General features: G+C 68.0%; 19 protein-coding genes. 5 read left to right on the top strand and 14 right to left on the bottom strand.

Going from position 1 to position 17,331, the window contains the following annotated elements:
• Positions 1 to 14 precede the first annotated feature (14 nt).
• Positions 15 to 2,687 (bottom strand): aconitate hydratase AcnA, encoded by a 2,673-nt coding sequence (acnA, locus tag JC616_RS10395; RefSeq protein ID WP_227108120.1) that lies wholly within the window; start codon positions 2,685 to 2,687, stop codon positions 15 to 17.
• 323 nt (positions 2,688 to 3,010) lie between these two features.
• On the opposite strand from acnA, the gene fumC reads away from it, so the two are divergent.
• Positions 3,011 to 4,390, top strand: coding sequence for a class II fumarate hydratase (gene fumC / locus JC616_RS10390; protein ID WP_107799301.1), 1,380 nt, complete (start codon positions 3,011 to 3,013; stop codon positions 4,388 to 4,390).
• A 194-nt stretch (positions 4,391 to 4,584) separates the two neighbouring features.
• On the opposite strand, the gene JC616_RS10385 is transcribed toward fumC, so the two are convergent.
• Positions 4,585 to 5,274, bottom strand: a complete 690-nt coding sequence (locus tag JC616_RS10385; RefSeq protein ID WP_227108118.1) for an SOS response-associated peptidase — start codon at positions 5,272 to 5,274, stop codon at positions 4,585 to 4,587.
• Positions 5,275 to 5,501: 227 nt separating this feature from the next.
• Here JC616_RS10385 and JC616_RS10380 point away from each other — a divergent pair, with 227 nt between their 5' ends.
• The 4 genes from JC616_RS10380 (at position 5,502) to JC616_RS10365 (ending at position 7,283) form a co-directional block, all read left to right on the top strand.
• The gene (locus JC616_RS10380; RefSeq protein WP_107799303.1) at positions 5,502 to 6,026 is read left to right on the top strand and encodes an AAA family ATPase; all 525 of its coding nucleotides are present in this window, start codon (positions 5,502 to 5,504) and stop codon (positions 6,024 to 6,026) included.
• Positions 6,027 to 6,192: 166 nt separating this feature from the next.
• Positions 6,193 to 6,639 carry a hypothetical protein gene (locus JC616_RS10375; protein ID WP_107799304.1) on the top strand — a complete coding sequence of 149 codons (447 nt, stop codon included), beginning with the start codon at positions 6,193 to 6,195 and terminating at the stop codon, positions 6,637 to 6,639.
• A gap of 120 nt (positions 6,640 to 6,759) precedes the next feature.
• Entirely contained in the window at positions 6,760 to 7,032 is a 273-nt protein-coding gene (locus JC616_RS10370; RefSeq protein ID WP_107799305.1) for a hypothetical protein, read from the top strand.
• 8 nt (positions 7,033 to 7,040) lie between these two features.
• Complete coding sequence (locus JC616_RS10365; RefSeq protein WP_227108116.1) at positions 7,041 to 7,283, top strand: hypothetical protein; 243 nt, start codon at positions 7,041 to 7,043, stop codon at positions 7,281 to 7,283.
• Between the two features lie 143 nt (positions 7,284 to 7,426).
• Here JC616_RS10365 and JC616_RS10360 read toward each other — a convergent pair whose 3' ends face one another.
• The 12 genes from JC616_RS10360 to urtB are packed head-to-tail and all read right to left on the bottom strand — an operon-like array spanning position 7,427 to position 17,327.
• The gene (locus JC616_RS10360; RefSeq protein ID WP_227108114.1) at positions 7,427 to 8,017 is read right to left on the bottom strand and encodes a HupE/UreJ family protein; all 591 of its coding nucleotides are present in this window, start codon (positions 8,015 to 8,017) and stop codon (positions 7,427 to 7,429) included.
• On the bottom strand, positions 8,001 to 8,666 hold the full coding sequence (gene ureG / locus JC616_RS10355; protein ID WP_227108112.1) for an urease accessory protein UreG: 666 nt from the start codon (positions 8,664 to 8,666) through the stop codon (positions 8,001 to 8,003). Before ureG ends, JC616_RS10360 begins: the two co-directional genes overlap by 17 nt.
• A 30-nt stretch (positions 8,667 to 8,696) precedes the next feature.
• On the bottom strand, positions 8,697 to 9,377 hold the full coding sequence (locus JC616_RS10350; RefSeq protein WP_107799309.1) for an urease accessory protein UreF: 681 nt from the start codon (positions 9,375 to 9,377) through the stop codon (positions 8,697 to 8,699).
• Entirely contained in the window at positions 9,374 to 9,868 is a 495-nt protein-coding gene (ureE, locus tag JC616_RS10345) for an urease accessory protein UreE (protein ID WP_227108110.1), read from the bottom strand. Before ureE ends, JC616_RS10350 begins: the two co-directional genes overlap by 4 nt.
• A 9-nt stretch (positions 9,869 to 9,877) precedes the next feature.
• On the bottom strand, positions 9,878 to 11,578 hold the full coding sequence (gene ureC / locus JC616_RS10340) for an urease subunit alpha (protein WP_227108108.1): 1,701 nt from the start codon (positions 11,576 to 11,578) through the stop codon (positions 9,878 to 9,880).
• Positions 11,575 to 11,880, bottom strand: coding sequence for an urease subunit beta (locus JC616_RS10335; protein ID WP_107799312.1), 306 nt, complete (start codon positions 11,878 to 11,880; stop codon positions 11,575 to 11,577). The genes ureC and JC616_RS10335 overlap by 4 nt, the downstream gene beginning before the upstream one ends.
• 10 nt (positions 11,881 to 11,890) lie before the next feature.
• Positions 11,891 to 12,193: an urease subunit gamma gene (ureA, locus tag JC616_RS10330; RefSeq protein ID WP_107799313.1), complete on the bottom strand. Its 303-nt coding sequence runs from the start codon at positions 12,191 to 12,193 to the stop codon at positions 11,891 to 11,893.
• 27 nt (positions 12,194 to 12,220) lie between these two features.
• The gene (locus JC616_RS10325) at positions 12,221 to 13,063 is read right to left on the bottom strand and encodes an urease accessory protein UreD (RefSeq protein WP_227108106.1); all 843 of its coding nucleotides are present in this window, start codon (positions 13,061 to 13,063) and stop codon (positions 12,221 to 12,223) included.
• Positions 13,064 to 13,066: 3 nt separating this feature from the next.
• Complete coding sequence (gene urtE / locus JC616_RS10320) at positions 13,067 to 13,765, bottom strand: urea ABC transporter ATP-binding subunit UrtE (protein WP_227108104.1); 699 nt, start codon at positions 13,763 to 13,765, stop codon at positions 13,067 to 13,069.
• 1 nt (position 13,766) lies between these two features.
• Positions 13,767 to 14,600, bottom strand: a complete 834-nt coding sequence (gene urtD / locus JC616_RS10315; RefSeq protein WP_227108101.1) for an urea ABC transporter ATP-binding protein UrtD — start codon at positions 14,598 to 14,600, stop codon at positions 13,767 to 13,769.
• 37 nt (positions 14,601 to 14,637) lie between these two features.
• The gene (gene urtC, locus JC616_RS10310; RefSeq protein ID WP_227108099.1) at positions 14,638 to 15,738 is read right to left on the bottom strand and encodes an urea ABC transporter permease subunit UrtC; all 1,101 of its coding nucleotides are present in this window, start codon (positions 15,736 to 15,738) and stop codon (positions 14,638 to 14,640) included.
• An 8-nt stretch (positions 15,739 to 15,746) separates the two neighbouring features.
• Positions 15,747 to 17,327 (bottom strand): urea ABC transporter permease subunit UrtB, encoded by a 1,581-nt coding sequence (gene urtB, locus JC616_RS10305; protein WP_227108097.1) that lies wholly within the window; start codon positions 17,325 to 17,327, stop codon positions 15,747 to 15,749.
• Positions 17,328 to 17,331: the final 4 nt, after the last annotated feature.

Here is a 17,331-nt window from a genome sequence, read left to right as displayed (position 1 = left end):
TCAGATGTCGGCGCTCAAGCCAGCAACTGACGCAACACATAGGGCAGGATGCCGCCGTGCCGGTAGTAATCCACCTCCACCGGCGTGTCGATGCGCAGCAGCAAGGGCAGTTCGCGTTCGCCGCCGGCGGCGTCTCGGATCAGCAAATGCACCCGCTGCTGCGGCGCGATGCCGTCCTCCAGCCCGCGCAGCTCGAAGGTTTCGTCGCCCTTGAGGCCGGCGGCGCTGTCCCCGTCCAGGAACTGCAGCGGCAACACCCCCATGCCCACCAGATTGGAACGGTGAATGCGCTCGAAGCTCTTGGCCACCACCGCGCGCACGCCCAGCAGGCGCGTGCCCTTGGCCGCCCAGTCCCGGCTGGAGCCGGTGCCGTACTCCTCGCCGGCGAAGATCAGTGTGGGCGTGCCGGCGCGCACATAGCTCATCGCCGCGTCGTAGATGGCCATTTGCTCGCCGTCCGGCTGCAGCAGGGTCAGGCCGCCCTCCACCGGCTTGCCGTCGGCGTCCGGCGCCAGCATCAGGTTGCGGATGCGCACATTGGCGAAAGTGCCGCGCATCATCACCTCGTGATGGCCGCGCCGCGAGCCGTAGCTGTTGAAATCGCCGGGCTGGATGCCCTGCCCTTGCAGATACAGGCCGGCCGGCGAGCTCGGCTTGATCGAACCGGCCGGGCTGATGTGGTCGGTGGTCACCGAATCCCCGAAGATCGCCAAGGCGCGCGCGCCGCGGATAGGCGGCTGCGCCGTGGGCTGCATCGCGAACTCCTGGAAGAACGGCGGTTCGGCGATATAGCTGGACGCCTCCCAGCCGTAGACCTCGCCCGCGCTGGCGGCGATATCGTTCCACAGCGGGTTGCCGCTGGCGAAATCCTGGTACAAGCGGCGATACGTGGTCGCATCCGTCGCTTGCAGCAAGGCGGCGCCCACCTCCTGCTGGCTGGGCCAGACATCGCGCAGATACACCGGCTTGCCGTCCACGCCGACGCCCAAGGGCTCATGCTCCAGATCGATGTCCACCCGGCCGGCGATGGCGAAGGCCACCACCAGCGGCGGACTCATCAGGAAGTTGGCCTTGATCGCCGGATGAATGCGCGCCTCGAAATTGCGGTTGCCGGACAGCACCGACGCGCAGATCAGGTCCTGCCCGCTGACCTCGCTCTCCAGTTGCGGCTCCAGCGGGCCGGCGTTGCCGATGCAGGTGGTGCAGCCGTAGGCGGCCACGCGGAACCCCAGCTGCTCCAGCGGCGCCAGCAAATGCGCCTTGCCCAGGTAGTCGGTCACCACCCGCGAGCCGGGGGCCAGCGAGGTCTTGATGTGACCGGCCACGCTCAGGCCGCTGGCCACCGCCTTCTGCGCCAGCAGGCCGGCGGCCAGCATCACCCCGGGGTTGGAGGTGTTGGTGCAAGAGGTGATCGCCGCGATCAACACCGAACCATGACGCAGCTTGCCGCTGAAGCCGCCGGCGCCCTCCTTGCCGTAACCGCCGGTTTTGGCCGGCTGGTGCAAGAGCTCGTTGAAACGCGTCTTCAAGTCCGGCAGGGCGATGCGGTCCTGCGGCCGGCGCGGGCCGGCCACGCTGGGCGCGACCGTGGCCAGATCCAGCTCCAGCACGCTGCTGTAATCGATTTCGCCCTCCTGCGGCATGCCGAACATTTGCTGCGCCTGGAAATAGCGGCGGAACGCGTCCACTTCCGCCTCGCTGCGGCCGGTGGCGGTCAGATAGGCGGCTGTCTGCTCGTCCGGCGGGAAGAAGCCCATGGTGGCGCCGTACTCCGGCGCCATGTTCGCCAGCGTGGCGCGATCCTGCAGAGTCAGCGAGGCCGCGCCGGCGCCGTAGAACTCCACGAACTTGCCCACCACCTGCGCCTTGCGCAGCATCTCGGTCACGGTCAGCACCAGATCGGTGGCGGTCACGCCCTCGCGCAGCCGGCCTTTCAAATGCACGCCCACCACGTCCGGCGTCAGGAAATACACCGGCTGGCCCAACATGCCGGCCTCCGCCTCGATGCCGCCCACGCCCCAGCCCACCACGCCCAGGCCGTTGATCATGGTGGTGTGCGAATCCGTGCCCACCAGGCTGTCCGGGTAATAGACCCCGCCCTTGCTCAACACTCCGCGCGCCAGATACTCCAGGTTCACCTGGTGCACGATGCCGATGCCCGGCGGCACCACCTTGAAGGTGTCGAAGGCCTGCATCCCCCATTTGATGAAACGGTAGCGTTCCGCGTTGCGGCGGAATTCCAGTTTCATGTTAAGGTCCAAGGCGTTGTTCTCGCGGAAGTGGTCGATCTGCACCGAGTGGTCCACCACCAGGTCCACCGGCACCAGCGGTTCGATGCGCTTGGGCGGCTTGCCGAAGCGCTGGGCCACCGAACGCATCGCCGCCAGATCGCACAGCAGCGGCACGCCGGTGAAATCCTGCAGCACGATGCGCGCCACCACGAAGGGGATCTCCTCGCTGCGCGGCGCCTGCGGCCGCCAGCCGGCCAACTGCCGCACATGCTCCTCGGCTACGCGCTGGCCGTCCAGGTGGCGCAGCAAAGACTCCAGCACGATGCGCAGCGACACCGGCAGCCGGCCGACATCGCCGACGCCCAGCTCCGCCAGCGCCGGCAGCGAATGGAATTGACAGGACTGGCCCGAGGCCAGGGTAAAGGAACGCAAAGTGGATTCGGAACGAAGCGACATGAAGGACTCCTGTTGAAAGCCAAGATGCAAGCTAAGAACCTGTTTACGACCCGCCGCGCCGCGGCGGGATGTTAGACAAAGGCCTTGAAACCCGCTTCGAAACGCTCATGCGCCACCTGCGCATTTGCTTTCTCAGCGGTTTTCGCCTGGTCTCGCGAGATCGTAAACACGCACTCAAGGGCGAAAACCATGGGAGCGCCTCGACAAGCGGTCTGTCCGAGGCGCTCCGCCTCATGTTCAGACCGGGAAAAGGGTCAATGGTTCAGCCCTTAACTTGCATTTAGCATACAATCGAAACCTCATTCCCGTGCGAAAGGCATGCCATGACACACAGAATAGAACACGATTCCTTCGGCGACATCGAAGTCCCCGCCAACGCGCTGTGGGGCGCGCAGACCCAGCGCTCGCTCGGCCACTTCGCCATCTCCAGCGAAACCATGCCGCCGGAACTGATCCTGGCGCTGGCCCAGGTCAAACGCGCCGCCGCGCTGGCCAACCGCGAATTGGGCAAACTGCCGGCGAACAAGGCCGACGCCGTCGTCGCCGCCGCCGACGAAGTCCTGGCCGGCAAACATCCGGACGCCTTCCCGCTGTCGGTATGGCAAACCGGCTCCGGCACTCAGAGCAATATGAATATGAACGAGGTGCTGGCCAACCGCGCGTCCGAACTGCTGGGCGGCGAGCGCGGCCCGGGCCGGCTCGTCCACCCCAACGACGACGTCAACCGCGGCCAGTCCTCCAACGACATCTACCCCACCGCCATGCACGTGGCCGCCGCGCGCGCGGTGCACGACAGGCTGCTGCCGGCGCTGGGCCGGCTGCGCGCCGCGCTGACGGACAAGGCGGCCGCCTTCGCCGACATCGTCAAGATAGGCCGCACCCATTTGCAGGACGCCACTCCGCTGACCCTGGGCCAGGAGCTGTCCGGCTGGGTGGACCAGCTGGAGCAAGCCGAACACGCCGTCCGCGCCGCGCTGCCCGGCCTCTACCAGCTGGCCGTGGGCGGCACCGCCGTCGGCACCGGCCTCAACACCCATCCGGAGTTCGGCCCGCGCGTGGCCGCGGAGCTCAATCGCGCCTGCGGCCTGCCCTTCGCCAGCGCCGGCAACAAGTTCGCCGCGCTGGCCGGCCACGACGCGCTGGTGCACTCCCACGGCGCGCTCAAGCAACTGGCCACGGCGCTGATCAAGATCGCCAACGACATCCGCTGGCTGGCCTCCGGCCCGCGCAGCGGCCTGGGCGAATTGCTGATCCCGGAAAACGAGCCGGGCAGCTCCATCATGCCGGGCAAGGTCAACCCCACTCAGTGCGAGGCGATGACCATGTTGTGCTGCCAGGTGCTGGGCAACGACGTGGCGCTGTCCATCGGCGCCGCCTCCGGCAATTTCGAATTGAACGTATTCAAGCCGCTGATTGTCCACAATTTCCTGCAAAGCGCGCGCCTGCTGTCAGACGGCATGGACAGCCTCAACCATCATTGCGTGCGCGGCATGCAGGCCAACCGCCCGCGCATCGAGCAATTGCTGGAGCAATCGCTGATGCTGGTCACCGCGCTCAACCCGCACATCGGCTATGACAAGGCCGCCGCCATCGCCAAGCTGGCCCACGCCAACGGCGGCACCCTCAAGCAGGCGGCGCTGGAGCTGGGTTATGTGACGGCGGAGCAGTTTGATCAGTGGGTGGATCCGAAGGCGATGATCTAAGCTCTTTTTCAGTGCGCTGAACCTGGCTTGGCGCACAGAAAACCGCGCATCCTGGCTGCCCCAGGCCTCTGCGACAGACCTCCGCGCGGGATCGCTACGCTCCACCCACCCTACCCATGGCAAACCGCCGCGCGTAGGGAGGGAGGAGCCATAAGCGATACCCGCCAGCATTCGCGGCTTTGCTCATACGGCGTTCAGTCGAACAAACCCAAGGTTCGCGGCAGCGGCTGAGGCGCCGGCTTGGGCGCGCCCTGGCGCGGCGCCAGCGGCGCGTCCTCGGCACGCATCTCCTCCGCCGGATACAGCCGCAGCAAGCGCTGCGCGTCCTCCGGCCTCCGCGCCGTCAGCCAGGCCTGGTAATCCTCCGGCCGCACAATCACCAGCGAACGCTTCTCGTCCTCCGGCTTGTGGGTGCGGCGCATCAGCGCGTGCGCCTCGGCGTTGACCGTCAATTGGGTGAAGGCGTGGCTGATCGAACCGTCCGGCTCCGACCAGGCCCGCCACAGCCCGGCCACCGCGAACGGCGCGTCGTCGGCCAGGCCGATGCGCCAGCGCACCGCGCGGCCGCTTTCATACGAGGGTTCGAAAAAGGCCCGCATCGGCACCAGGCAACGCTGGCCGGCCCGCCACGGGTAGCGGAAGTTTTTCAGTTCGGCCACGGTTTCCGAACGCGCGTTGGTGGTGGACAGCCGCATGCCCTCCGGCTGATGACGCTTGGGCACCAGGCCGTAATTGCCCAGCCGCGGCTCCAGGCCCCGGCGGCCGGCCACGATGAAGGGCGCGGCGTAATCCTGCCAGGCCTCTTCTTGCCAAAGCAGCTCGCCGGCCTCCACGCCGAACAACGGCAGTTGATCCGGATGGGGACATAGATAATTGACGCACATCGGTCCAGTCTACCGGATATCGCGCCGGCCGGCCCGCCTCAGCGGTTTGACAAGGCCGGCCCAAGCGGCCACCATAAGGCCACTATGCGCCGTTTCGCCCCCTTCTCCAGCCAAGATTGGATTGACGCCTTTTTTTGAGGCGGGTTGGCGCGCGGCCAGACGAAGCCCGGCAACCCGCCCCAACCGGCGGGTTTTTTCATATATGCCCCTCTCCCAAGGAGACTGTCATGCCAAGCAATGAACAATTCAAAGATACGGCCACTGAGGCGACACTGCACTTGGTTTGCGGCAAAATCGCGGCGGGCAAGTCCACGCTGACCCGCCGCCTGTCCGATCAGCCCCGCACCGTGCTGATCAGCGAAGACGACTGGCTGGCCAAGCTCTATCCCGGCGAGATCCGCACGCTGACCGACTATGTGCGCCGCTCGCAGTCGCTGAAAGACGCGCTGGCGCCCCATGTCTCCGCTCTGCTGCGGCAGGGCCTGTCCGTGGTGCTGGACATGCCGGCCAACACCCTGGACAGCCGTCGCTGGATGCGCGAGCTGATCGAGTCCAGCGGCGCCGCCCACCAGCTGCACCATCTGGACGTCAGCGACGAGGCCTGCAAGGCGCGCTTGCGCCAGCGCAACGCCAAGGGCTCCCACCCGTTCAGCGTCAGCGAGGCGGAGTTCGACCACATCACCCGCTACTTCGTGCCGCCCAGCCCGCAGGAAGGCTTCAACGTCGTGGCCCATCTCAGCGCCGAGGCTTGAAACGCGCCTGCCGCCCCTGCGAAAAACGCCGGCTTGCCGGCGTTTTTTCATGGCCGCGCAAGCGGCGGCGATCGCTCCTCCACCCCAGGCATGGCCTGTCGGATATATAAATCAATAACCATATGACAGCTTACCAGCCGGATATATTTAGGCTTGAATAGCAAACATGAACACCACCGAAATCCGCCGCCACAAGCTGGGCCTGTTGATCGAACGCGATTTTGACGGAACCGTTTCCCGACTCGCGGAGCTGATCGATCGCCGCCCTCCGCAAATCTACCGCCTGTTCTCGGACGCTCCCAGCGGCCGCGGCATGGGAGAACACCTGGCCCGCCACATCGAAAACCGGCTGAACCTGCCCCGCTACTGGCTGGATCAGGAAGGCGACATCGACGCCCTGCCGCCGCTGCACGCGCGGGTGGCGGAGTTCGAGGCCGCGCTGTCGGAACGCGCCTTGCTGCAGTTGTTGATCGACGATCTGCATCGCGGCGTGCGCGGGCAGACTCTCAGCCGCAAAGCGCTGATCAGCCTGCGCGGCATGGTGGAAGCGCTGACTCAGGAGCCCCCTCAGCCGCAGCCGGCGGACGCTTGGGCGGGCGGCGCGGCGGAATGAGCCGGCGCGCGGCCATGGGCCGATACGCAACACTCTGCCGTAGATAACCTAGTGGTTATTGTTGCTTAATATCTTTATTGATAGGCTATGCCGACCGCCTTGTGAGGAATGGAGATTGGCATGACCTTCCCGCCGCTTCGCCCCCGGCTTACCGACTACGGCAGCTGCATCGCCGTGGAGAGCCTGCGCCTGCTCAAACCCCTGCCCGTGGTCAAGGCCGCGCTGCACACCCCCAAGGGCGTGCTGCCGCGCCGGGTCTGCGCGGTCAGCATCCAGCGCCGGAGATTGTGGGCGGACCGCCACACCGGCGCGCTTTACTGCGCGGAAACCGGCTACAGCCTGCGCCACACCAATCTGCGCCTCCAGGTGTGCCCGCAAGCGCTCAGCGTTTGAACGCCGCCATGCCCTTATCCACTCAAGCGGAACGCGCCGTCGCCGCCAGCGCCATGGACACGCTGCAATCGCTGGCCTCGCTGATGCGCGCGATCGAACGCCTGAACGAAACGGCTGACTCTCAAACGCGCGAGCACATCGCCCAACTCTGCCGGCTGGCGGCGGAGATGGCGCAGGACGCCCACAATGAGCTGGATCTGATCCGGGAGCGGGCGGCCCAGCCCGGCCGCGACGCCGCGACGCGCGCTTAGAACCTGTTTACGATCTGCTGCGCTTCGTGAAACCGGGCGCGGCGAGTAGCACTTCGAAATGCTCATTTCTCAGCGGTTTTCGCCTTGTCTCGCTCTTGCTCACGAGATCGTAAACACGTTCTTAGAAGCGGCTTAGAAGCCGCTTAGACCCAGCCGCCCAGCATCAGCACTCCGCACGCGGCGATGCCGCCGCCGGCGACGCGCCCCAGCCGCTCGCCCAAGGCAAGGCGCGTTTCCGTCCGTCCCAGCAGCAAGCCGGCCGCGTGCAGCAGGCCGGAGGCCAGCACGAAACCGGCGGCGTAAGCCAGGCCGGAGGCGTCGTGCGGCATTTCCTGGCCGTGGGCGACGCCGTGCAGCAAGGCGAAGCCGGCGATCGCCGCCAAGGCCAGGCCGCGCCGCGGCTGCAAGGCGAAGGCCAGCAGCAGGCCCAGCGCGATCACGCTGGCGGCGATGCCGCTTTCCAGCGCCGCCACGCTCACGCCCAGCCAGCCCAACACGCCGCCCGCGGCCAACATGGCCATGAAGGTCAAGGGCCCTTGCCAGCGAGCCGCGCCGCCCAGCCGCCACGACCACAAACCCACCGCCAGCATGGCCAGCAAATGGTCCAACCCGCCAAGCGGATGCTCGAGGCCGCTGGAAAAGCCGGCGACGGCGTGGCCGGGGTGAGCCTGGGCCAGTCCGCTGGCCAGCAATAGCGCCAGCGCGGCCGGCGTGAATTTACGCAGAAAGGTCATTTTCAGCTCCCGAGACGTCAAGTTGCAGCATGCCCTGGGTTTCGATGAAGGCGATGATGTCGTTCAGCCCCTGGCCAAGCTTGAGATTGGAGAACACGAAGGGCCGTTCGCCGCGCATGCGGCCGGCGTCGCGCGCCATCACCTCCAGCGAGGCCCCCACCAGCGGCGCCAGATCGATCTTGTTGATCACCAGCAGGTCCGACTTGCAGATGCCCGGCCCGCCCTTGCGCGGAATCTTGTCGCCAGCGGACACGTCGATCACGTACAGCGTCAGATCGGACAGCTCCGGGCTGAAGGTGGCGGCCAGATTGTCGCCGCCGCTTTCAATGAAGATCAGGTCCAGGCCGGGATGGCGCGCGTTCAGCCGCGCCACCGCCTCCAGATTGATGGACGCGTCTTCGCGGATGGCGGTGTGCGGGCAGCCTCCGGTCTCGACGCCGATGATGCGATCCGCCGCCAGCGCCTGGTGCTGGACCAGGAATTGCGCGTCTTCCTGGGTGTAGATGTCGTTGGTGACGGCGGCGACATTGTATTTGTCGCGCAGCGCCGCGCACAGCGCCCAGGTCAGATGGGTCTTGCCCGAGCCCACCGGCCCGCCTATGCCCACCCGCAACGGCCCGCGGCCCTGGGCGAGTCCTGTCGTGTTCATTGCTTTCTCCTTGAGATAGCGGCCTCCGGCTCAAGACCGGAACAGCCTGCTGTACTGGGTTTCATGCTTCATCGCCGCCCAGGCGAGGCCGGGGGCGAAATTGCTCAGTTGGTCCGCCGGCAGCCGCCGTGCCTCGGCGCCTGCGGCCGCCGCCGCCGGCAACAAGGCCGACAATAATTGCTGGCCGGCCGTCTGCCCCATCGGCATCGCCTTGAGCAGAACCGTGACCTGATTCTCCAGCCAGCCCCATAGATACGCGTCCACCGCGCCGGCCTCGTCCACGCCCAAGGCGCGCGCCGCCTGCGCCCAAACCGCCGGCAGCGCCAGCTCCGGCTGCTCCAGCCCGGCCGGCCACGGCAAACCGGCGCATTCCGGCAACGCTTGCAGCAGGCGGCGCAGCGAATACCCCATCTGCACGGTTTCCTGCCGCAGTTCGCGGCTGTCGCGGCTGGCCAGCAATTGCTGATTGATCCGCGTCAGCGCCGGCTGCTCGTCGGCGGCCAGCGCGCGCCAGGCCTGGGCCAGCAGCGCGGCTTCGAAACGGGACAGCGGTCCTTGCAGCGCATCGCCCAGCCAGGCGGCGGCGCTGGCGGCGTCATGCACCAGGCCCAGCTCCAACGCGCTCTCCAGCCCTTGCGAATAGCTATACGCGCCGATAGGCAGGCCGGGGCTGGCCAGCCGCATCAGTTGCAGCCGCGCCAGCGCGCTCATGCCGCGCCGTACTGATGCAACCGCGGCGGATACTGGAAGGCCGCCTCCTTGCCGTGGGAGTGATGGTGGCCGCCGCCGTAAGCGCCGGACTCCGGCTGGAACGGCGCGTCGATTTTTCGCACCTGCGCGCCCATCTGCTCCAGCATCCGCGCCAGCACCTCGTCGTCCAACAGCCGCAGCCAGCCCTCGCCCACTTGCAGATGCACATGGCGGTTGCCCAGGTGGTAGGCGGCGCGGGTCAGCGCGACGGCGTCGGCGCAACAGACATGCAGCAAGGACTCCGTCGCGGCCGCCACCCTCACCCGGCGGCCATCCTCGGCCTGCAACACCTCGCCGTCGGCCAGCGGCGGCCCCGGTTCCAGAAACAGGCCGCAGTCTTCGCCGGCGGCGCTGCGGGTGCGCAGCCGGCGCTTGCCGCGCAGTTCGTAACTCATCAGCAACTCATCGTCCCAGGCGCTCGCATCGTCGGCGCGGCGTGTCAGCAACAACATGGCATCCTCTCAAAACAAGAAATAACGCTGCGCCAGCGGCAGGCGCTCGGCCGGTTCGCACCACAGCAATTCGCCGTCGGCGCGCACCTGGTAGTTTTGCGGGTCCACCTCGATATGCGGCAGGTAATTGTTGTGGATCAGATCGGCCTTGCTCAGCTGACGGCAGCCCCGCACCGCCACCAGCCGCTTGCGCAGGCCCAGTTCCGCGCCGACGCCGGCCTGCAGCGCCGCCTGCGACACGAAGGTGACGCTGCCGCGCGCCACCGCCGCGCCGCAGCTGCCGAACATCGGCCGGTAGTGCACCGGCTGCGGTGTCGGGATGCTGGCGTTGGGATCGCCCATCGCGGCGGCGGCGATGACGCCGCCCTTGAGGATCAGGCTGGGCTTGACCGCGAAGAAGGCCGGCCGCCACAGCACCAGATCGGCCAGCTTGCCGGCTTCGACGCTGCCCACCTCGTGGGCGATGCCGTGGGTCAGGGCCGGATTGATGGTGTACTTGGCCAGGTAGCGCTTGACCCGGAAATTGCTGTGGCCGGGGCCGTCGCCCGGCAAGGGGCCGCGCTGGCGCCGCATCTTGTCCGCCGTCTGCCAGCAGCGCAGTATGGTTTCCCCCACCCGCCCCATCGCCTGGCTGTCCGAGGACATCATCGCGAAGGCGCCCAGATCGTGCAGGATGTCCTCGGCGGCGATGGTTTCGCGCCGGATGCGGCTTTCGGCGAAGGCCACGTCCTCGGCGATGCCCGGATCCAGGTGATGGCAGACCATCAACATGTCCAGATGCTCGTCTATGGTGTTGACCGTGAACGGCCGGGTGGGATTGGTGGAGCTGGGCAGCACATTGGCGTGGCCGCAGGCCTTGATGATGTCCGGCGCGTGGCCGCCGCCGGCGCCCTCGGTGTGATAGGTGTGGATGGCGCGGCCCTTGAACGCGGCCAGCGTGGCCTCGACGAAGCCGGATTCGTTCAGGGTGTCGGTGTGGATGGCCACTTGCACGTCCATCTCGTCCGCCACCGTCAGGCAGTTGTCTATCGCCGCCGGGGTGCTGCCCCAGTCTTCGTGCAGCTTGAGGCCGATGGCGCCGGCGCGCACTTGCTCGCGCAGCGGCTCCGGCAGGCTGGCGTTGCCCTTGCCGGTGAAGCCCAGATTCATCGGAAAGGCTTCCGCCGCTTCCAGCATTCGCGCCAGATGCCACGGCCCCGGCGTGCAGGTGGTGGCCTTGCTGCCGGTGGCCGGCCCGGTGCCGCCGCCTATCATGGTGGTGACGCCGGACATCAGGGCGTCTTCGATCTGCTGCGGGCAGATGAAATGGATATGGCTGTCGATGCCGCCGGCGGTGACGATCATGCCTTCGGCGGCGATGATTTCGGTGGCGGCGCCGATGGCGATGTCGACGCCGGGCTGGATGTCCGGATTGCCGGCCTTGCCGATGGCGGCGATGCGGCCGTCCTTGAGGCCGATGTCGGCCTTGACGATGCCCCAGTGATCCAGGATCAGCGCATTGGTCAGCACCGTGTCGGCCACTTCCGCCGCCAGGCCCTGGCCCTGGCCCATGCCGTCGCGTATCACCTTGCCGCCGCCGAACTTCACCTCCTCGCCGTATACGGTGTAGTCGCGCTCCACTTCCACCCACAATTCGGTGTCGGCCAAGCGCACCCGGTCGCCGACGGTGGGGCCGAACATCTCGGCGTACGCCTGTCTGCTGATTTTCATAAGGCCCCCATCACCTTGCCCTGAAAGCCGTACACCCGGCGCCGGCCGGCCAGCTCCACCAGCTCCACGCTGCGGACCTGCCCGGGCTCGAAGCGCACCGCGGTGCCCGCGGCGATGTTCAGCCGGCAGCCGCGAGCGGCCTCGCGGTCAAACCGCAAGGCGTCGTTGGTTTCGGCGAAGTGATAATGCGAGCCCACCTGGATCGGCCTGTCGCCGGTATTGGCCACCGTCAGCGTCAGGGTGCGGCGGCCGGCGTTGAGCTCGATCTCGCCCTCGGCGGCCTGGATCTGTCCGGGAATCATCGCGGCCTCCTCATACAATGGGCTGGTGGACGGTGACCAGCTTGGTGCCGTCCGGAAAAGTGGCTTCCACCTGGATGTCGGCGATCATCTCGGCCACGCCGTCCATCACGTCCTCGCGGCCCAGCAAGGTGGCGCCGTAATGCATCAGCTCCGCCACGCTGCGCCCATCGCGCGCGCCCTCCATGACGGCGGCGCTGATATAGGCCACCGCCTCCGGATAATTCAGCTTCAGGCCGCGCGCGCGGCGGCGTTCCGCCAGCAGGCCGGCGGTGAAGATCAAGAGCTTGTCTTTTTCTCTGGGCGTCAATTCCATCGTGAAGTCCCATTTCTCATTGAAGGGTCAAGTCGCCCAGATGCGCGGCTCCTGCGCCGCGCGGCCGTGGGTGAACGGGTAAAGCAAGCGCCGCGCCCGCCGCAGCCAATGATGGGCGGCTTCGGCGCTGTCGCCGATGAAGCGCGCCAGCCAGACGTCCGGCAGTTGGCTGGCGGCGGCGCGGCCCGCCAGCGGCAGCGCCAATACCGCCTGATGCAAGGCCTCCGGCAGCGCCGGCCCGGCCCACAACAGCAGGCCGACCGCGGTCTGGCCGCCCATTCCGACCGCCGCGTCCAGCATGCGGTCGCCGCCGGCCAAGGCGGCGCGCTCGCACCAGATCAAGCGGCCGTCGCGTTCTATGTCCAGGCTTTGACGCCAAAGCCCGCGGTCGAAGCGCTCGCCGCAGGCCGGCAGCCCCAGGCAGAGCACGTCGCCGTACAGCAGCGCGGCGTCGCCCTGCAGCTGGACGCGGCCTTGCAAGCTCACCTCCGCGCCGGCGAACAGAATGGTTTCCAGCGGCAGCCATTCCAACCGCGCGCCGGCGGCCAAGCTCAGCTCCAGCCGCTGGCTGGCCGGGCGGCCGAAGCCGTCGTACCACTTGGCGGCGCCGGGGCTGGTCAGCAACGCGTCCGCGCCCTCCTCCAAAGTCACCGTCAGGCTCAGGCTGTCGCCGCCGGCCATGCCTCCCGGCAGATGCACGATGATGTGCTGGCACTGGCCGGCGTCGTCGGTGAAGTGGCGCTGCACCCGCAAGGGGCCGCAATGCCGCCGCCGCACCGGAATGGTGCGTCCGTCGCGGCGCCGGTAGCTCAGCTCCAGTTCGGCGGCCCAGGGCGGCGGCAGGCCGACGGCGGCGGCATCGCGTCGCATCGCTCAGATCGCCAGCAGCCCGCGCACGCCGTCCGCCCGCATGTCCCCGCCCAGGCCGCTTTGCACCACTTCGCCGCGCGCCATCACCAGGTAGCGGTCCGCCAGCGCCTCGGCGAAGTCGTAATACTGTTCCACCAGCAGGATGGCCATCTCGCCCCCGGCCGCCAATTGGCGGATCGCCGCGCCGATCTGCTTGATGACGGAGGGCTGGATGCCTTCGGTCGGCTCGTCCAGCATCAGCAGCGACGGCCGCCCGGCCAAGGCGCGGCCAATCGCCAATTGCTGCTGCTGGCCGCCGGACAGGTCGCCGCCGCGGCGGCCGCGCATCTCGTACAGCACCGGGAACATCTCGAACACGCTGTCCGGCAAGCGGCGGCCGGCCGCGCCGGAGAAGCGCGCCAGCCCCAAGCGCAGGTTTTCCTCCACCGTCAGCCGCGGAAAGATTTCGCGCCCCTGCGGCACATAGGCGATGCCGCGCGCCGCGCGCTGATGCGGCGCCAGCGCGGCGATGTCCTCGCCGCGCCAGCGCATGCGCCCGCCGCGTACCGGCAATTGCCCGCTCAGGCATTTGAGCAGCGTGCTCTTGCCCGCGCCGTTGCGCCCCAGCAGGCAGGTGATCCGCCCCGTCTCGGCGCGCAGGCTGATCCCGCGCAGGATGCGGCTGCCGCCGTAATACTGTTCCAGTCCGTCGATTTCCAGCATGTCAGCGCCCCAGATACACTTCGATCACCCGCTCGTCCGCCTGCACCTGCCGCAGCGTCCCCTCCGCCAGCACCGCGCCTTCGGCCAGCACCGTCACCCGGCCGCCCAGGCTGGCGACAAAATCCATATCGTGTTCCACCACCATCAGGGAATGCTCGCCCTTCAGGCTCAGCAGCAGCTCCGCGGTCTGTTCGGTTTCGGCGTCGCTCATGCCTGCCACCGGCTCGTCCAGCAAGAGCAGCTTGGGTTGCTGAGCAAGCAGCATGCCAATCTCCAGCCATTGCTTTTGGCCGTGCGACAGCAGGCCGGCCAGCCGGCCGCGCTGCTCCTGCAGCCGCACCCGTTCCAGCAGTTCGTCGACGCGGCGGCGCTGAGCCGCGCCCAGGCGCGCGCGCAGGCTGGCGCGCACCGAGCGGTCTCCGGCCAGCGCCAGCTCCAGGTTGTCCGCCACCGTCATCGCCTCGAACACCGTGGGCTTCTGGAATTTGCGCCCTATGCCCAGTTGGGCGATCTCGGCCTCGTCGTATCTGCGCAGGTCCAGGGTCTGGCCGAAGAACACGCTGCCCGCGTCCGGCCGGGTCTTGCCGGTGATCACATCCATCATCGTGGTCTTGCCGGCGCCGTTGGGGCCGATCACCACGCGCAATTCGCCGACGGCGATCGACAGCGTCAAACGGTTCAGCGCGCGGTAACCGTCGAAATCAACTATGACATCGTCAAGATATAATATCTGTCCGTGCCGAATGTCCAGCCCCGGCGTCAATGGCCGGGACAAGCCCACCGCCTCGCCCTCCCACTGTCCGCGCGGAACGGGATTTTCGCTTGCTGTATTCATGTCGCATATCCAGAAAATCAATAAACGCGCGGCCGCCTCAAGCGCCGCGGCCTCGCATCAGCCAGCCCATCAAGCCGCGCGGCAGCAACAGGGTGCCGGCGATGAACAGCCCGCCCAGGAAGAACAGCCAGTACTCCGGAAAGGCCACGGTGAACCAGCTCTTGGCGGCATTGACCAAGACGGCGCCCAGCACCGGTCCGATCAAGGTGCCGCGGCCGCCCACCGCCACCCAGACGGCGGCCTCGATCGAATTGCCCGGCGACATCTCGCCCGGATTGATGATGCCGGCCTGCGGCACGTACAAGGCCCCGGCCAGGCCGCAGAGCATGGCGGACAACACCCATACCGCCAGCTTGTAGTCTTGCGGCCGGTAGCCGCAGAACATCAGCCGCGACTCCGCGTCGCGCACCGCGGTGAGCACGCGGCCGAACTTGCCGCGCGTCAGCCGGAACGCCCCCAGCAAAGCCAGCGACAGCAAGAGCGCGCTGAGGACGAACAGCCAGGCGCGGGTGGCCGGCTCGGCGATGCCGAAGCCCAGGATGCGCTTGAAGCCGGTAAAGCCGTTATTGCCGCCAAAGCCGGTTTCGTTGCGGAAGAACAGCAGCATCGCCGCATAGGTCAGCGCCTGGGTGATGATGGAAAAATACACGCCGCGGATGCGGGAACGGAAAGCCAGCCAGCCAAAGCCCAGCGCCAACAATCCAGGCGCGCCCACCGCCAGGCACAGGGCCCAGGCCAGGTATTCGCTGCCCTGCCAGAACCACGGCAGCGTCCGCCAGTCCAGCGACACCATGAAATCCGGCAGCGCGCTCTGGTAAACGCCGTCGCCGCCGATCTGACGCATCAGATACATGCCCATGCCGTAGCCGCCCAGCGCGAAGAACAGGCCGTGGCCCAGGCTGAGCAAGCCTGCATAGCCCCAGACCAGGTCCAAGGCCAAGGCCAGCACCGCGTAGCACAGAATCTTGCCCGCCAGGGTCAGAACATAGGCCGACACCCGCCAGCCGCTGTCCGCCGGCGCGAACACATGCAGCAAGGGCAAGGCCAGCAGACCGAGCCAGACCAGCACCAGCGCCGCCGCGCCCCAGCGCCGTCGGCCCAGGCCGGACAAGAGCCGTAAAGAGTAAGGAAGATGCATGGCGGCTCCTAATCCACGGCCCGGCCCTTGAGGGCGAACAGGCCTTGCGGACGTTTTTGGATGAACAGAATGATGCCGGCCAGGATCAGAATCTTGCCCAGCACCGCGCCCAGCGCCGGCTCCAACAGCTTGTTGGCCACGCCCAGGCCCAGCGCGCCCCATGCCGCGCCGGCCAGCTGGCCCACGCCGCCCAGCACCACCACCATGAAGCTGTCGACGATATAGCCCTGACCCAGGTCCGGGCCGACATTGCCGATCTGGCTCAGCGCCACCCCGCCCAGGCCGGCGATGCCGCTGCCCAGGCCGAAGGCCAACATGTCCACTCGCCCGGTGGCCACGCCCAGGCTGTCCGCCATGCGCCGGTTCTGAGTCACCGCGCGCACAAACAGGCCCAGCCGGCTGCGGTTCAGCGCCAGCCAGACCAGGCCCAGCGTCAGCGCGGAGAACAGAATGACGGCGATGCGGTTGTAGGGCAGCGTCAGCGCCGGGCTCAAGGCCCAGCCGCCGTTCAGCCAGCCGGGGTTGGCCACCGCCACGTTTTGCGCGCCGAACAAGGTCCGCACCAGCTGCATCAACACCAGGCTGATGCCCCAGGTGGCCAGCAGCGTTTCCAGCGGGCGGCCGTAGAGGTGGCGGATCACCAGCCTCTCCAGCGCCATGCCCACGGCGGCGGTCAGCAGGAAGGCCGCCGGCAAGGCCAGCGCCAGATAGGCGTCGGCGGCGGCCGGCCAGCGGCTGTGGAACAGGCTTTGCGCCGCGTAGGCGACATAGGCCCCCAGCATCAGCATCTCGCCATGCGCCATATTGATCACCCCCAGCAGGCCGTAAGTGACGGCCAGGCCCAAGGCCGCTAGCAGCAGCACCGAACCCAGGCTGAGGCCGGCGAAGGCCGCGCCCAGCAGATTGTCTATCCGCACGCTGGCGCGGATGGCCGCTTGCGCCCTCATCGCGGCGGCGCGCACTTCGGCATCGTTTTCCGCGACGGCGTCGGTCAAGGGCGCCAGCAAGGCCAAGGCCGCCGGATCGCCGCTGTCCGCCAGCGCCATGGCGGCGGCCCGCCGCTGCGCCGGGTCCGGACTGCTCAGCGAGAGGCGGGCGCCGGCCCGTTCCAGCGCGCGCCGCAGCTCGGCGTCACCCTCCCTCGCCAAGCGTTCCCTCAGCAAGGGCAGCAGCGCCGGGTTCCCGCTGTCGGCCAGCGCGCGGACCGCGGCCAGCCGCCGCCCGGGATCGGCCGCAGCCAGTTCGTCGACCGCGTGAAACACCGCCAGGGCGCCGCGCAGCCGGTTGTTCAACGGCAGCGGTTCCAGGCTGGCGGCGTCGCCCGCCGCCGGCTGGCCGGACACCGCGTCGCCAAGCGCGCCGTCCGGCCGCTGCCACAGCACGCGCAGACCGTCGGCGGACTGCAATAGCCGGCCCTGCTCCAAGGCGGCCACCGCCGCGCGGCGCTCGGCGTCCGGGCGCGGCGCCCAGCTTTCAATCAAGCCGGCGCGTTCGGCCGGATCGGCGCCGGCCAGCTCGGCCAAGGGGCCGGCGCCGGCCGCGGCGCACCACAGCGCCAGCGCCCAAGGCAGGGCTTTACTCCAGGACATGGCG

Origin of the sequence: Chromobacterium rhizoryzae, from assembly GCF_020544465.1 — a bacterium.
Classification (GTDB): domain Bacteria; phylum Pseudomonadota; class Gammaproteobacteria; order Burkholderiales; family Chromobacteriaceae; genus Chromobacterium.
The sequence above is the reverse complement of the archived record's forward strand: the minus strand, read 5'-3'. Positions and strand labels throughout refer to the sequence as shown.

What these genes read in the sequence shown, in the direction of transcription:
- acnA (WP_227108120.1), bottom strand. Translation starts at nt 2,687, where the DNA reads ATGTCGCTTCGTTCCGAATCCACTTTGCGTTCCTTTACCCTGGCCTCG.
- fumC (WP_107799301.1), top strand. Translation starts at nt 3,011, where the DNA reads ATGACACACAGAATAGAACACGATTCCTTCGGCGACATCGAAGTCCCC.
- JC616_RS10385 (WP_227108118.1), bottom strand. Translation starts at nt 5,274, where the DNA reads ATGTGCGTCAATTATCTATGTCCCCATCCGGATCAACTGCCGTTGTTC.
- JC616_RS10380 (WP_107799303.1), top strand. Translation starts at nt 5,502, where the DNA reads ATGCCAAGCAATGAACAATTCAAAGATACGGCCACTGAGGCGACACTG.
- JC616_RS10375 (WP_107799304.1), top strand. Translation starts at nt 6,193, where the DNA reads ATGAACACCACCGAAATCCGCCGCCACAAGCTGGGCCTGTTGATCGAA.
- JC616_RS10370 (WP_107799305.1), top strand. Translation starts at nt 6,760, where the DNA reads ATGACCTTCCCGCCGCTTCGCCCCCGGCTTACCGACTACGGCAGCTGC.
- JC616_RS10365 (WP_227108116.1), top strand. Translation starts at nt 7,041, where the DNA reads ATGCCCTTATCCACTCAAGCGGAACGCGCCGTCGCCGCCAGCGCCATG.
- JC616_RS10360 (WP_227108114.1), bottom strand. Translation starts at nt 8,017, where the DNA reads ATGACCTTTCTGCGTAAATTCACGCCGGCCGCGCTGGCGCTATTGCTG.
- ureG (WP_227108112.1), bottom strand. Translation starts at nt 8,666, where the DNA reads ATGAACACGACAGGACTCGCCCAGGGCCGCGGGCCGTTGCGGGTGGGC.
- JC616_RS10350 (WP_107799309.1), bottom strand. Translation starts at nt 9,377, where the DNA reads ATGAGCGCGCTGGCGCGGCTGCAACTGATGCGGCTGGCCAGCCCCGGC.
- ureE (WP_227108110.1), bottom strand. Translation starts at nt 9,868, where the DNA reads ATGTTGTTGCTGACACGCCGCGCCGACGATGCGAGCGCCTGGGACGAT.
- ureC (WP_227108108.1), bottom strand. Translation starts at nt 11,578, where the DNA reads ATGAAAATCAGCAGACAGGCGTACGCCGAGATGTTCGGCCCCACCGTC.
- JC616_RS10335 (WP_107799312.1), bottom strand. Translation starts at nt 11,880, where the DNA reads ATGATTCCCGGACAGATCCAGGCCGCCGAGGGCGAGATCGAGCTCAAC.
- ureA (WP_107799313.1), bottom strand. Translation starts at nt 12,193, where the DNA reads ATGGAATTGACGCCCAGAGAAAAAGACAAGCTCTTGATCTTCACCGCC.
- JC616_RS10325 (WP_227108106.1), bottom strand. Translation starts at nt 13,063, where the DNA reads ATGCGACGCGATGCCGCCGCCGTCGGCCTGCCGCCGCCCTGGGCCGCC.
- urtE (WP_227108104.1), bottom strand. Translation starts at nt 13,765, where the DNA reads ATGCTGGAAATCGACGGACTGGAACAGTATTACGGCGGCAGCCGCATC.
- urtD (WP_227108101.1), bottom strand. Translation starts at nt 14,600, where the DNA reads ATGAATACAGCAAGCGAAAATCCCGTTCCGCGCGGACAGTGGGAGGGC.
- urtC (WP_227108099.1), bottom strand. Translation starts at nt 15,738, where the DNA reads ATGCATCTTCCTTACTCTTTACGGCTCTTGTCCGGCCTGGGCCGACGG.
- urtB (WP_227108097.1), bottom strand. Translation starts at nt 17,327, where the DNA reads ATGTCCTGGAGTAAAGCCCTGCCTTGGGCGCTGGCGCTGTGGTGCGCC.